12 protein-coding genes and 1 other RNA gene are annotated in these 14,628 nt (G+C 66.1%); 11 read left to right on the plus strand and 2 right to left on the minus strand.

The window, feature by feature from the left end; translation table 11 throughout:
* Positions 1-86 precede the first annotated feature (86 nt).
* Positions 87-185, minus strand: an RNA gene (gene ffs / locus LDO41_RS01985) — signal recognition particle sRNA small type.
* An 86-nt stretch (positions 186-271) separates the two neighbouring features.
* Between ffs and LDO41_RS01990 the strand changes: the two genes are divergently transcribed.
* The 11 genes from LDO41_RS01990 to LDO41_RS02040 all read left to right on the plus strand — a co-directional run bounded on the left by LDO41_RS01990 (position 272) and on the right by LDO41_RS02040 (position 13,447).
* Complete coding sequence (locus LDO41_RS01990; protein WP_223981184.1) at positions 272-2,812, plus strand: adenosylcobalamin-dependent ribonucleoside-diphosphate reductase; 2,541 nt, start codon at positions 272-274, stop codon at positions 2,810-2,812.
* Positions 2,813-2,865: 53 nt separating this feature from the next.
* On the plus strand, positions 2,866-5,241 hold the full coding sequence (locus tag LDO41_RS01995) for a DNA polymerase III subunit gamma/tau (protein WP_223981186.1): 2,376 nt from the start codon (positions 2,866-2,868) through the stop codon (positions 5,239-5,241).
* A gap of 74 nt (positions 5,242-5,315) precedes the next feature.
* On the plus strand, positions 5,316-5,645 hold the full coding sequence (locus LDO41_RS02000) for a YbaB/EbfC family nucleoid-associated protein (protein ID WP_223981188.1): 330 nt from the start codon (positions 5,316-5,318) through the stop codon (positions 5,643-5,645).
* 2 nt (positions 5,646-5,647) lie between these two features.
* Positions 5,648-6,262, plus strand: coding sequence for a recombination mediator RecR (recR, locus tag LDO41_RS02005; protein WP_223981191.1), 615 nt, complete (start codon positions 5,648-5,650; stop codon positions 6,260-6,262).
* 80 nt (positions 6,263-6,342) lie between these two features.
* The gene (locus LDO41_RS02010; protein ID WP_223981194.1) at positions 6,343-7,248 is read left to right on the plus strand and encodes a LysR family transcriptional regulator; all 906 of its coding nucleotides are present in this window, start codon (positions 6,343-6,345) and stop codon (positions 7,246-7,248) included.
* A gap of 167 nt (positions 7,249-7,415) precedes the next feature.
* A complete protein-coding gene (locus tag LDO41_RS02015; RefSeq protein ID WP_223981197.1) occupies positions 7,416-8,612 on the plus strand; it encodes a CaiB/BaiF CoA transferase family protein in 1,197 nt (398 codons plus the stop codon).
* Positions 8,609-9,577: a hydroxymethylglutaryl-CoA lyase gene (locus LDO41_RS02020; protein ID WP_223981200.1), complete on the plus strand. Its 969-nt coding sequence runs from the start codon at positions 8,609-8,611 to the stop codon at positions 9,575-9,577. Before LDO41_RS02015 ends, LDO41_RS02020 begins: the two co-directional genes overlap by 4 nt.
* Positions 9,578-9,628: 51 nt before the next feature.
* A complete protein-coding gene (locus LDO41_RS02025) occupies positions 9,629-10,600 on the plus strand; it encodes a Bug family tripartite tricarboxylate transporter substrate binding protein (protein ID WP_223981204.1) in 972 nt (323 codons plus the stop codon).
* Between the two features lie 106 nt (positions 10,601-10,706).
* Entirely contained in the window at positions 10,707-11,750 is a 1,044-nt protein-coding gene (locus LDO41_RS02030; protein WP_223981206.1) for an ABC transporter substrate-binding protein, read from the plus strand.
* Positions 11,751-11,815: 65 nt separating this feature from the next.
* Positions 11,816-12,628 carry an ABC transporter ATP-binding protein gene (locus tag LDO41_RS02035; protein ID WP_223981208.1) on the plus strand — a complete coding sequence of 271 codons (813 nt, stop codon included), beginning with the start codon at positions 11,816-11,818 and terminating at the stop codon, positions 12,626-12,628.
* A gap of 27 nt (positions 12,629-12,655) precedes the next feature.
* Positions 12,656-13,447, plus strand: coding sequence for an ABC transporter permease (locus LDO41_RS02040; protein ID WP_223981210.1), 792 nt, complete (start codon positions 12,656-12,658; stop codon positions 13,445-13,447).
* Positions 13,448-13,490: 43 nt separating this feature from the next.
* Here the strand turns inward: LDO41_RS02040 and LDO41_RS02045 are convergent, their stop codons facing one another.
* On the minus strand, positions 13,491-14,465 hold the full coding sequence (locus tag LDO41_RS02045; protein ID WP_223981212.1) for an NADPH:quinone oxidoreductase family protein: 975 nt from the start codon (positions 14,463-14,465) through the stop codon (positions 13,491-13,493).
* Positions 14,466-14,628 lie beyond the last annotated feature (163 nt).

Below are 14,628 nucleotides of genomic sequence, written 5' to 3' on the forward strand. Positions count from 1 at the left end.
AACCTGCAGGCGGCGAGCTTGAACAGCTAGGACGCTTGAACAGCTAGGACTGAACAGCTAGGACTGAACAGCTGGGACAGAAGAAGGGGGACGAGCCTGACCCTCGGCACTGGCGGAAAACGGTTGTGGCTGCTTCGTTCCCGACCTGACCAGGTTGACCGCGCCACCATGCGAGGAGGCCCGTCCGACCGGCATTGTATCTCAAGCTGCGAAACCGAGGTTATGTTTTCTCCTTCGCCCCGCGAGAAGCGAGGCGGAACAGGATCGATACATGAACGCCAACGAACAGATTCTCCATGGCGGGCTGGCCCCGCAGGACATCTCCACCGAGGTGTTGCTGGAAAAGTATGCGAAGGGTGAAGAGGCCACCATCGCCGATGTGCGCGACCGTGTGGCGCGCGCGCTGGCCGAGGCCGAAGCACCGGCGCAGCGCGAGATGTGGGCCGCGCGTTTTCGCTGGGCGCTCGAGAGCGGGTTCGTGCCCGCGGGCCGTATCAACTCGGCCGCGGGCACCGGCATCCAGGCCACGCTGATCAACTGCTTCGTGCAGCCCGTGGGCGATGCCGTTTCCGAATCGGAAGGCGGCAAGCCGAGCATCTACACGGCAGTGGCGCAGGCGGCGGAGACCATGCGGCGCGGCGGCGGCGTCGGCTACGACTTCTCGGCGATCCGGCCCGCGGGCGCGTTTGTGCGCGCCACGCATTCGCGCGCGTCGGGGCCGGTCTCGTTTATGAGGGTGTTCGACGCCTCGTGCGCGACCGTGGAATCCGCGGGCGCGCGTCGTGGTGCGCAGATGGGTGTGCTGCGCTGCGACCACCCCGATATCGAGGCCTTTATCCACGCGAAGGATCGCGGCGAGCTGACCAACTTCAATCTGTCGATCGGCGTCACCGATGCGTTTATGCAGGCGGTGGAAGCCGGAGAAGACGTGGAGCTTGTGCACGAGGCCGAGCCGGCGAAGGAGACGATCGAGGCGGGCGCCTACCGTCGTGACGACGGCCAGTGGGTTTATCGGCGCGTGCCCGCGCGGCAACTGTGGGATCAGGTCATGCACGCGACCTACGATCACGCGGAGCCCGGCATCCTGTTTCTGTCGCATATCAACGCCGACAACAACCTGTATTACTGCGAAACGATCGAAGCGACCAATCCGTGCGCGGAGCAGCCGTTGCCGTCGTACGGCTGCTGCTGCCTGGGCTCGATCGACCTTACGCAGTTCGTGCGCGAACCGTTCACGCCGCGCAGCGGGTTCGATTTCGCGGCGTTTGCCGAGGTGGTACGCGTGTCCACGCGCATGCTCGACAACGTGCTCGATATCACGTACTGGCCGTTGCCCGAGCAGGAGGCGGAGGCGCGCGCCAAACGCCGCGTCGGGCTTGGTTTTCTCGGGCTCGGCAGCGCGCTGGTGATGCTGGGCCTGCGCTATGACAGCGAGCCCGCGCGCGAGGTGGCCGCGCGCATCTCGGAGACCCTGCGCGATCAGGCCTATCTGGCCTCGGCGGAGCTGGCGGCCGAGAAGGGCGCGTTTCCGCTGTTCCGCGCCGAGGCGTATCTGGCGGGCGGCTTCGTGAAGCGCTTGCCCGCGCATGTGCGCGAGGCGATCGAGAGTTATGGCCTGCGCAATTCGCATCTGTTGTCGATCGCGCCCACGGGCACCATCACGCTGGCGTTTGCCGACAATGCGTCGAACGGTATCGAGCCCGCGTTCTCGTGGACCTACAACCGCCGCAAGCGCCAGGCCGACGATACGTACGAAGTGTTTGAGGTGGCCGACCATGCGTGGCGCCTGTATCGCCATCTGGGTCACGATATGGCGCAGTTGCCGGAAAGCTTCGTGACGGCGTTGCAGATGTCCGCGCTCGACCATATGCGCATGCTCGAGGCCGTGCAGCCGTATATCGATACCAGCATCAGCAAGACCGTGAACGTGCCCGAGGACTATCCGTACGAGGCGTTCCGGAATTTGTATCTGGAAGCGTGGCGCGCGGGGCTCAAGGGGTTGGCGACCTATCGGCCGAACAGTGTGCTTGGCGCGGTGTTGTCCGTGCCACCGACGCCTGCGCCGGTCGTCGCTGGCACGGCTGGCACCGGCGTTACTACTGCAGCCGATGACGATCCGCTGCTGCGCCAGTTCAACAGCCGGCCGCTCGGCGATCTCGAGGGCGTGACGTCGAAGGTCGAGTACATGACCTACGAGGGGCACAAGACCGTTTACCTTACGGTCAATTTCCTGCGCGTATCGGGCGTGGTCGGCGGTGAAGTCGTGACGATCGAGCGGCCGATCGAGTTTTTTATGCCGGCGGGGCAACGCACCGAGGGGCAGCAGTGGATCACCTCGACCATGCGGCTGTTGTCGATGGTCGCGCGTTCGGGCGGGCCGGTTGGCAAGGCGGTGGCCGATATGCGCAATGTGGTGTGGGACAAGGGCACCGTACGCTATGGCACCTTGACCCGGCCCGACGGCACCGAGGTGCCGCGCTTCCACGACTCGGAAGTGGCGGCTATCGGCTATGCACTGCAGAACATTCTGATCAAGCGCGGGTTCCTCGATCAGGGAGGCGGCGCCCTGCCGGTCGCGCGGCTGGCGGCGCGGTTGGCGCAACGCGAGGGTGGGCTGACGGGCGGGGCGGGCGACGGCGCGGGCGGTTCGGCCGGCGGTGCCATCGGCCTGGCGAGTGGCCCGGCGCTGCCTGCTGGCGCGCCGGGCGTGGGTTCCGGCAAGCCTTGCCCGGAGTGCGGCGCGCACGCGTTGCATCGGATCGACGGCTGCGCCAAATGCGCGAACTGTGGTTATGTGGGGGAGTGCGGCTAGCGGGTCTCATATAGCCGGGATCGGGGCCCTGCCATTTTGCTACAATCGCCGCCATGAGTTACCAAGTTCTAGCGCGCAAATGGCGCCCCAGGGATTTCACCACGCTGGTCGGACAGGAGCACGTGGTCCGCGCGCTCACGCACGCGCTGGAACAGCAACGGCTGCACCACGCCTATCTGTTCACCGGCACGCGCGGGGTCGGCAAGACCACGTTGTCGCGGATTCTGGCCAAGGCGCTCAACTGCACCGGTATTGACGGCCACGGCGACATCACCGCCCAGCCGTGCGGCCAGTGCAAGGCCTGCCAGGAAATCGACAGTGGGCGGTTCGTCGACTACATCGAGATGGACGCGGCGTCCAACCGTGGCGTCGATGAAATGGCGCAGTTGCTGGACAAGGCGGTGTACGCGCCGACGGTCGGCCGCTTCAAGGTCTACATGATCGACGAAGTGCACATGCTCACCAACCACGCCTTCAACGCGATGCTGAAGACGCTGGAAGAGCCGCCCGGTCACGTCAAGTTCATTCTCGCCACCACCGATCCGCAAAAAATTCCGGTCACGGTGCTGTCGCGCTGCCTGCAGTTCAACCTCAAGCAGATGCCGCCGGGACATATCGTCTCGCACCTCGACAATATTCTTGGGCAGGAAGGCATTGCCCACGATGGCAATGCGCTGCGCCTGCTCGCGCAGGCGGCCCACGGGTCGATGCGCGATGCGCTGTCGCTGACCGATCAGGCCATTGCGTATAGCGCGGGCCAGGTGTCCGAGGACGCGGTGCGCGGCATGCTCGGCGCGATCGACCAGAGCTACCTCGTACAGTTGCTCGACGCGCTGGCGGCCGAAGACGGTGCCACGATGATCGGCATTGCGGACTCGATGGCGGACCGCAGCCTGTCGTTCGCGGGCGCGCTGCAGGATCTTGGCTCGCTGCTGCACAAGGTGGCGCTGGCGCAGGCCGTGCCGGCTTCGGTGCAGGAAGAATGGCCGGAGGCCGGCGACGTGCGCCGGCTCGCGGCGCTGTTCGACGCGCAGGAAGTGCAGTTGTTTTACCAGATCGCCAATATCGGCCGCAACGAGCTCGCGCTCGCGCCCGATGAGTACGCCGGCTTTACGATGACGCTGTTGCGCATGCTCGCGTTCCGTCCGTCGGCCACGCCGGTGCCGGTGTCGGGGCAGAGCGGTGGCGGCCAGACCGCGCGCCCGCGGCCAGCCAGCACGGTGGCACCGGCAGCGCCGCCCGCCATGCGCGTGGCGGCGGAAGCCGCGCCGGCGACTATCGCCGCATCGGATACGACGCCGGCAGAAAGTGTCGTGGCCACGGAGCCTGGCGCTACCGCTGCACCCAAAGCCGCCGAGGCACCTGTCAGGACTGCGGCGCCCGCATTGCGCGAAACCCCTGAAGCTCCCGAAGCGGTTGCGGCTGCGGTACCCGATGCCGCCATGTCGCCGGCTCGCGCCGCGCTGATGGCCGCGCGTCAGGCCACGGCCGGCCGTGGCGGGCGTCCGGTAGCGCCGATGGCGACACCGACGTCGAAGCCCACCGCGCCGCCGGCCCGTCCGGCCGCGCAACCGCTGCGCCCACCGGCGGCCAATCGTCCGGCTGCGGCTGCCGTGCCGGTGCCGACAGAGGCCGCCCCGGCTGCCGAGCCGCAGGAGCGTCCCGCTGGCGTGAATGAACGGACCGGCGGTCGCGCCAATGAGCGTCCGGTCAATGCGCCGCAGCGCGCCGCGCAGACTAACGACGTACCGCCGTGGGAAGCTGCCGGTGGCAGCGATGTGCCACCGTGGGAAGAGATGCCGCCGGACCTGCCGTTGATCGGCCCGTACGACAGCGATCCCGGGTTCGATCCCGGCATGATGTACGACACGCAGGACGCGCCCCCGCAGGGCAACGGACAACGGGCCTCGCGCGAGCGTGGGCAGTCGTCGTCCGGATCGTCAGCCAAGGCGCCCGCGGGCAACGTGACGCCGCAGCCAGCCGCGCCGGCAGTGCCTGCCGCACCCGCCAGGCCCGCCACGTTCGAGGCCGATGCCGAGGGCACGCCGCCGGTGTTCACCAGCGAGTGGCCCGCACTGGCCGCAAGCCTGCCGTTGCGGGGCCTGGCGCAACAGCTCGCCTATCAGAGCGAGCTCGCGCGCGTGGTCGGCCGCGTGGTGTACCTGCGCGTGCCGGTGGCCGCGATCGCCGAGAACGGCGTGTCCGACCGCCTGCAACAGGTACTGAGCGAACATTTTGGCGCGGCCGTGCGCGTGCAGTGCGAGATCGGCGCGGTCAGCGCCACCGCCGCCGCCGCCGATGCACAGGCCCGTGCCGAACGTCAGCGCGAGGCCGAGGCCAGAATCGACAGCGACCCCTTTGTGCAGGGGCTGCTGCGCGAATTCGGCGGACAGATCGTGCCTGGCTCGATCCAGCCACGCGCCGCCTGACACCAGACAACAGGGCGGCCGCGACAACATCGGTACGGCTGCCCATCACCACTCACACGAACAAGGAGCATTCCATGATGAAAGGTCAACTGGCGGGGCTGATGAAACAAGCCCAGCAGATGCAGGAAAACATGAAGAAGATGCAGGATCAGCTCGCGCTGATCGAGGTCGAGGGCCAATCCGGCGCCGGTCTCGTGAAGGTGCTCATGACCTGCAAGAACGACGTCAAGCGCGTCACGATCGATCCGAGCCTGCTGGCCGACGACAAGGACCTGCTCGAGGACCTGGTGGCCGCGGCGTTCAACGATGCCGTGCGCAAGGCAGAAGCCACCACGCAGGAAAAGATGGGCTCGATGACTTCGGGCATGCCGGGCCTGCCGCCTGGCTTCAAGCTCCCGTTCTGAGCATGAGGGCTGCGCCCCCGACCTCGCTGCAGGCGCTGATCGAGGCGCTCAAGGTTTTGCCAGGCGTTGGACCGAAATCGGCCCAGCGTATGGCTTACCACCTGCTCCAGCACGACCGTGACGGCGCGCGCAAACTCGGCGACGCGCTGCGCGGCGCCGCCGATGGCATTCGCCACTGCGCCCGCTGCAACACGTTCACCGAGCAGGAGATCTGCGAGACCTGCCGCGATGAAGACCGTGACGCATCGTTGCTGTGCGTCGTGGAGACGCCTGCCGATCAGATCATGATCGAGCAGACGCTGACCTTCCGCGGCCAGTATTTCGTGCTGATGGGGCGGCTTTCGCCGCTCGACGGCGTGGGGCCGCGCGAGATCCATCTGGACCGCCTGCTCGCGCGGGCAACCGAGCCCGAGCTGGGCGGCCCGGTGTCGGAGGTCATCGTTGCGACCAACTTCACGACCGAAGGCGAAGCCACCGCGCACTATATCGGCGAAATGCTGAAGTCGCGCGGGCTCAAGGTGTCGCGCCTCGCGCGCGGCGTGCCGGTGGGTGGCGAGCTCGAATACGTCGATGCGGGCACCATCGCCCGCGCGGTGATGGATCGCCGCAGCCTTTAGCCGCCATCTGTAGCCGCCATCGCTCTCGCTACGTAACGCTCCCCCACGTCACGGCCGCCGCCCCGCCAACTTCCGCTCCCATGAATCTCGCCCGCTTCGACCTCGTCACGCTTGGCCTGTTCGTCGCCGTCGTGCGTCATGGCAGCATCTCCGCTGGCGCACGACAGTCGCATCTGGCCGTGGCGGCAGCAAGCAAGCGCATCTCGGATCTCGAGACCGCGGTGGGCGCGCCGCTGTTCTTCCGGCATGCGGCCGGCGTGCAGCTGACCGAAGCGGGGCAGGCGTGCTACCACCATGCGCTGACTATCCTGCAGGATGTGGAGCGCATGGCTGGCGTGATGTCCGACTATGCGTCGGGCGTGCGCGGGCAGGTGCGCGTATGCGCCAATACCTCGGCCATCACGCAGTTTCTGCCCGACGATCTGGCCGAGTTCATGCGCCAGCATCCGACCATTCGTATCGAACTCGAGGAGCAGAACAGCAGCGATATCGTCGCCGCGCTTATCGAGAATCGCGCCGACGTGGGCATCTTCGCGGACCGCACGCCTTGCGCGGGGCTGGTTACGGTGGAGTATCGCCAGGACGAACTGGTCATCATCACGCCGCACGGGCATCCGCTCGCGCAACGCGGACCGGTGAGGTATGCCGATACGCTCGACTACGACTTCGTGAGCCTGCCGCAGGTGACCTCGCTGGCAGCGCGGCTGCTCGAGGAAAGTAGCCGGCTGGAGCGGCCGTTCCGGCTGCGCATTCAGGTGCGCAGCTTCGACGCGATGTGCCGCATGGTCATGGCCGGCCTGGGTGTGGGCGTGCTGCCGCGCATCGCGGCCGAGCCGCACGTGAAGTCGATGGGCCTGTCGCTGGTCTCGCTGCAGGACCCGTGGGCGCGCCGTTCGCTGTTGATCGGCATGCGCGACCCGGCCGCGCTGACGGTCTCGGCGCGGCTGCTGATCACGCATCTGTGCGGCGACCGCGCACCGTTCTAAGTACCGTCCTAAGCGCCGTTCAAAACGCGCCAAACGGTGCGTTTCCCCCTCCGTCTCCGCGTTTTCCCTAACCTTCGCGTTCCGAGAAAGCCCGCTTTCCCGATTGCCGATTCCGTCGCCGCCCCTCGCGGGTGCACACTCGGTCCCGAATTACCGGAGACCAAGACATGGCGCGACAGATTCTCGAAGGCATTCGGGTCCTCGAACTGGGACAGCTGATTGCCGGCCCGTTCGCGGCCAAGACACTCGCCGACTTTGGCGCACAGATCGTCAAGGTGGAGCCGCCCGGGCAGGGCGACCCGCTGCGCAAATGGCGCATGATTCACGAAGACACCTCGGTGTGGTGGGAAGCGCAATCGCGCAACAAGCAGTCGATCTGTATCGACCTGCGCCAGGCCGAAGGCCAGGCCCTTGTGCGCAAGCTCGCCGCCGAAGCGGACATCCTGATCGAGAACTTCCGGCCCGGCACCATGGAGAAATGGGGCCTCGGCTGGGACGTGCTGCATGCCGACAATCCCAAGCTGATCATGGTGCGCGTGTCGGGCTACGGCCAGACCGGTCCGCGCAAGGATGAACCGGGTTTTGCGGCCGTGGCCGAAGCCATGGGTGGCTTGCGCCACCTGACGGGCGAACCGGGCCGCGCCCCCGTGCGCGCCGGGCTGTCGCTCGGCGACACCATTGCCGGGCTGCATGGCGCACTCGGTGTGTTGCTGGCCCTGTATGAGCGCGATGCGCGCGGCGGGGTGGGGCAGGTCATCGACGTGGCGCTCTACGAATCGCTGTTCAACCTCAGCGAAAGCCTGTTGCCCGAGTACTCCGCGTTTGGCGCGGTGCGGCAACCGGCCGGCGGCGCGCTGCCCGGCATCGCGCCTTCGAATGCGTATCCGTGCGGCTGTGGCGACTACGTGCTGATCGCGGCCAATGGCGATGCGATTTTCCGCCGGCTGATGCAGGCGATGGGACGTCCCGACCTTGGCGAGGATCCCGCGCTCGCACAGAACGACGGTCGCGTGAAGCGCGTCGAGGAAATCGATGCGGCCATCGCCGCATGGACGCGCACGCAGACGGTCGCTTCGGTATTGGAGATCCTGCGCGAGGCGCAGGTCCCGTCCGGTCGCATCTATACGGTCAAGGACATCGCTGAAGATCCTCACTACCGCGCGCGCGGCGTGATCGAGTCGGTCACGTCCGCCAAGGGCCTGACCGTGGAAGTGCCCGGCGTGATGCCGATCCTGTCGGGCAATCCCGGCGCCATCCATGACCGCGCACCGACGCTCGGCGAGCATACCGATTCGGTGCTCGCGCAAGCAGGCCTCGATGCCGCGGCCATTGCCGACCTGCGTGCCCGGGGAGTCATCGCATGAGTGCCAACGCCTACAAGCTCGCGGGTCCGGCCCGCGTGGAAATCAACGATGTGGCGCCGCGTGACGGCCTGCAGATCGAGCCCGTGGTGGTGCCGACCGAAGGCAAGGTCGCGTTCGTGAATGCGCTGTCGCATTGCGGCTTCGCGCGCATCGAGGCCACCTCGTTCACCTCGGCCAAGGCGATTCCCGCGCTGGCCGATGCGGAAGCGGTGATGCATCAGATCGAACGCGTGCCCGGCGTGCGCTACACGGTGCTGGTGCCGAACCTGCGCGGACTCGAGCGTGCGCTGTCGTGCAACCCCGATGAGGTCAATCTCGTGATGTCGACGAGCGAGACGCACAACCGCGCCAACCTGCGCATGACGCGTGAACAATCGCGCGCGCAGTTGCTGGCGATGATCGCCGAAGCCGATCGTGCCGGCGTGCCGGTCAACGTGTCGCTGTCGACGGTGTTCGGCTGCCCGTTCGAGGGCGAGGTCAGCAGTGACGACGTGATGGCCTTCGCTCAGACCTTTGCCGATGCTGGCGCGGCCGGCATCACGCTGTGCGATACCACCGGCATGGCCTATCCGAATCAGGTGGCCGCGCTGTGCGAGGACTTTCAGCGGCGTCTGTTGAGGACGGGCCTGACCATCCATCTGCACAACACGCGTGGCATGGGGCTGGCCAACGCGATGGCGGCCTGGCAGACCGGCGTGACGCGCTTCGACGCGGCGGCCGGCGGCCTTGGCGGCTGCCCCTACGCGCCCGGTGCCAGCGGTAACGTCAGCACCGAGGAACTCGTGCATATGTTTGCCTCGATGGGCGTGGACACCGGGGTGAACCTCGGCGCGCTGCTCGACATCGTGGCGAATCTGCCGACGCTGGTCGAGCGCGAGATCTCGAGCCAACTGCTGCGCGCGGGACCGCGCCTGCGCACGCACCAGCCACCGGCCTGGATGGCCGAACATTTTCAGGGTCAGTAGATTTTCCTCACAAGCTTGAACAAAGACATCAAAGACTTTCGGAGACAAGACATGCAACGCAAATTCTCATTCGTGGCGCCCGTAGCGGCGCTGCTGGCGGCAGGCGCCGCGCACGCGCAGGACGGCAACTATCCCAACCGTCCGATCACGCTGGTCGTGTCGGCCGCCGCGGGCGGTACCACCGACATCGCCGCGCGCATGATCTCCGAGCCGCTGTCGAAGGCGCTCGGCCAGCCCGTGGTGGTGGACAACCGTCCGGGCGGCAACGGTGGCATCGCGGCTTCCGTGGTGCAACGTTCGAAGGCCGATGGCTACACGCTGCTGCTGCAGTACTCGGGCTTCCACGTGATCACGCCGCTGCTGACCAAAACCTCGTGGGACCCGGTCAAGGACTTCATGCCCGTGGCCAACGTGCTGTCGGCCCCGCAGGTGCTGGTGGTGCGGCCGTCGCTGCCGGTCAAGTCGCTCAAGGAACTGGTGGCCTATGCCAAGGCCAACCCGAACAAGCTCAACTACGCGTCGTCGGGTAACGGTTCGTTGCAGCACGTGTCCACGGAGCTGCTGAACCAGATGGCCGGCATCCAGATCACGCACGTGCCGTACAAGGGCACGGGCCCGGCGATGACCGATCTGCTGGGTGGTTCGGTCGATCTGACGATCACCACGCCGCCGCCGCTGATGGGCCATATCGCGGCCGGCAAGCTGCGTCCGCTCGTGGTCACGAGCAAGGAGCGTCTGCCGAGCCTCAAGGACGTGCCGTCGGCGCCGGAAGCCGGTTACCCCGACCTCGACGTGTCGTCGTGGTTCGCCATGTACGCACCGGCCGGCACGCCCAAGCCCGTGATCGACAAGCTGACCGGCGAGATCGACAAGATCATGAAGACCGAGGCGTTCCGCAAGAAGGCCGAGGAACTCGGTGCCGAGGCCAAGTACATGAACCCGCAGCAGCTCGACCAGTACCAGAAGGCCGAGCTCACGCGCTGGGGCAAGGTCATCAAGTCCGCCGATATTCACGCGGAATAACTTAAGTATTGATCCCGATGCGGAGAGGGCGCCACTCGCGTAGCATGCGAGGGGCGCCCCTTTGCATTCTGGCGGCCGTCCATGAAGACAGGTAGGAGACAAGAACATGTACAACAAGAGATTCTGGAAGCAACTGCTGATCGCGCTGGCGTTGTTCCTCGCCGGCTGGTTCACGTTCGGCTATGCGCTCGCGCAAGGCAAGCCCGAGAAACCCAAGGTCACCGTGGCAGTCGGCGGCAAGAATCTCTTCTACTATCTGCCGCTGACGATCGCCGAGCGTCTTGGCTACTTCAAAGATGAAGGGCTCGACGTCGAGATCGTCGACTTCGCCGGTGGCGCCAAGGCGCTGCAGGCCGTGGTGGGCGGTAGCGCGGACGTGGTGTCGGGCGCGTACGAGCACACCATCAACCTGCAGGCCAAGGGCCAGCAGTATCAGGAATTCGTGCTGCAGGGGCGCGCGCCGCAGATCGTGCTGGTGGTCTCCAACAAGACCATGCCGAACTACAAGTCGATCGCCGACCTCAAGGGCAAGAAGATCGGCGTGACCGCGCCGGGTTCCTCGACCAACATGATGGCCAACTTCGTGCTGGCCAAATCCGGACTCAAGCCGTCGGACGTGTCGTTTATCGGCGTGGGCGCGAGCGCCGGCGCGGTGGCCGCGATGCGCTCGGGGCAGATCGACGCGATGGCCAACCTCGATCCGGTCATCTCGATGCTGACGCAGAAGAACGAGGTGAAGATCGCCTCGGACACGCGCACGCTCAAGGATACCGAAGCGGTATTCGGCGGCAATATGCCGTCGGGCTGCCTGTATGCGTCCACGGCCTTTATCCAGCAGAATCCGAACACCGTGCAGGCGATGACCAACGCCATGGTGCGCGCGCTCAAGTGGCTGCAGAAGGCGGGACCGTCCGATATCGTCAAGACCGTGCCGGAGAGCTACCTGCTGGGTGACCGCGCGCTCTATCTTTCAGCGTGGGAGAAGGTGCGGGAGGCGATCTCGCCTGACGGCACCATGCCCGCCGACGGTCCGCGCACGGCGCTCAACACGCTGCAGCAGTTCGACCCGGAACTCAAGGGCAAGCCGATCAAGCTCGAGAACACATACACCAACGCGTTCGTGCAGAAGGCCAACGCCAAGTACAAGTAAGACGGAACCTTCCACGGCCCGGCCCGCCCGCTGCTGGAGCGGGCCTTTGCATTTCTGCGAGTCCCATGACCACGCCAGCCTTATCCCTCGAGAACGTGACCTGCACGTTCGTCTCGCGCGACGACCGCACGCAGCGCTACACCGCGGTACGCGATACCACGCTGACCATCGAGCCCGGCGAGTTCGTCTCGGTGGTCGGTCCCACCGGCTGCGGCAAGTCGACGCTGCTCAACGTCAGCGCGGGGCTGCTTGCGCCATCCACTGGCACCGTGCGCGTATTCGGCGCGCCGCTGGAAGGCATCAACACGCGCGCGGGCTACATGTTTCAGGCCGAGGCGCTGATGCCGTGGCGCAATGCGCTCGACAACGTCATCGCGGGCCTCGAATTCCGTGGCATGCCGGGCGCGCAGGCGGTGGCGGAGGGCGAGGAGTGGTTGCGCCGCGTTGGCCTGGGCGGGTTTGGCGACCGCTATCCGCACCAGCTGTCGGGTGGCATGCGCAAGCGCGTGAGTCTCGCGCAGACACTGATCCTCGACCCCGACATCATCCTGATGGACGAACCGTTCTCGGCGCTCGACGTGCAGACCCGCCAGCTCATGGAGAACGAGGTGCTCGACCTGTGGGCGGCCAAGCGCAAGGCCGTGCTGTTCATCACGCACGACCTCGACGAAGCGATTGCGATGAGCGATCGCGTGGTGGTGCTGTCGGCGGGGCCGGGCACGCGTCCGATCGGCGAATTCAATATCGACCTGCCGCGCCCGCGCGACGTGGCCGAGGTCCGCAACCAGCCGCGCTTCGTGGAACTGCACGCGGCCATCTGGGACGTGCTGCGCGAGGAAGTGCTCAAGGGCTATGCGCAACAGCGCAAGGTCGCCTGATCCCGCCGCACAGAAAACAATATCGACATGGCTCTCCGACCCAATTCTCCCGGCATGCTGCGTGTATGGCAGCTACTGGTCCTCGTGGTGATCCTCGGCGCATGGCATCTGGCCACGCGCTCGCAGCAGGTCGCGTTCTTCTTCGGCGAACCGTTGATGGTGGCCCAGCGCATCTGGAGCTGGTTCATCACCGAAGGCGATATCTACAAGCACCTCGGCGTGACGCTGATCGAGACCGTGCTCGCGTTTGGTATCGGCACCGCGGCAGGCCTTGGTGTGGGCCTGTGGCTCGCGCTGAGCCCGATGACCGCGGCCGTGCTCGACCCCTACGTCAAGGCCATGAACTCGATGCCGCGCGTGATCCTGGCCCCGATCTTCGCGGTCTGGTTCGGCCTCGGCATCTGGTCCAAGGTGGCGCTGGCTGTTACGCTGGTCTTCTTTATCGTGTTCTTCAATGTGTACCAGGGCGTCAAGGAAGTGAGCCCGGTGGTGCTGGCCAATGCGCGCATGTTAGGCGCCAACCGTCAGCAGCTGCTGCGCCACGTGTATCTGCCGAGCGCGACCAGCTGGGTATTCTCGTCGCTGCATACGTCGGTGGGCCTGGCGTTCGTGGGCGCGGTGGTGGGCGAGTACCTGGGGTCCGCCAGCGGGGTTGGCTATCTGATCCTGCAGGCGGAAGGCACGTTCGACATCAATACCGTGTTCGCCGGCATCGTCGTGCTGACCGCATGCGCGCTCTTGCTCGACTGGGTCGTGGGACGTTTCGAGAAGCGGCTCATGAAGTGGCAGCCGCAAAGCGGAGAAACCGAGAAGCTGTAGTCGGAGGGGAGTCCCTCTCCCGCAGGAGAGGGACGCGACATTGTTACGGCACGATGACGATCTTGCCCGTCACCTTGCGTGCTTCCATGTCCTTGAGCGCCTGTGGCGCCTGCTCGAGCGGATAGCGCGCCGAGATATGCGGGCGGATCTTGCCTTCCTTCATCCAGCCGAGCATCTGCGCCATGTTGGCCTGATTGTGCTGCGGCTCGCGGCGCGCGAAGTCGCCCCAGAACACGCCCACCAGCGAAGCCCCCTTGAGCAGCGCGAGGTTCAGCGGCATTTTCGGGATTTCGCCGTTGGCAAAGCCCACCACGAGATAGCGGCCGCGCCAGCCGATCGAGCGGAACGCGGGCTCCGCATAGATGCCACCCACCGGATCGTAGATAACATCGGGGCCCTTGCCGTCGGTCAGCGCCTTGACGCGCTCGCGCAGATCCTCCGTTGCGTAGTTGATCACCGCATCGGCACCATGTTCTTTGCATACCGCCAGCTTGTCATCGGTGGAGGCCGCGGCAATGACGCGCGCGCCGAGTGCCTTGCCGATCTCGATGGCCGCCAGTCCCACGCCACCGGCCGCACCGAGCACCAGCATGGTCTCGCCCGCCTTGAGCTCGCCACGATCGACCACCGCATGATGCGAGGTGCCATAGGTCAGCGTAAATGCGGCGGCGGTCTCGAAGTCGATACCGGGCGGCATCGGCACCACGGCCTTGGCGGGGGCGCGCGCCTGCGACGCGAACGCGCCGTTGCCGAGGTAGGCGATCACGGCATCGCCCGGCTTGACGTGCGTCACGCCCGCGCCCACGGCATTGACCACACCCGCGAGCTCGGAGCCCGGCGAGAACGGCAGCGCGGGCTTGGCCTGGTACTTGTTCTGGATGATCAGCACGTCGGGGAAGTTCACGCCGGCCGCCTTCACGTCGATGATCACCTCGCCATCGCCGGGCACGAGGTCCGGCAGCGTTTCGAGGACGAGCGAATCGGGTGGGCCCCAGGCCTTGCACAGTACGGCTTTCATATTGTCTCCAGAGTGGGTGTGAGCGAATTGCCGGTACGCGGATGCGGGCCAGTGTAACGCAAAAATCGGGCAAAATAGCACGACCGTTCTGTTTGCTGTTATGCCGCATTTTTGCGGCGTATTGCCACCTTTGGGGCCGCTTTGCTCGGGTACAATCGCGGCC

It is taken from the genome of Cupriavidus pampae (assembly GCF_914271485.1).
Classification (GTDB): Bacteria; Pseudomonadota; Gammaproteobacteria; order Burkholderiales; family Burkholderiaceae; genus Cupriavidus; species Cupriavidus pampae.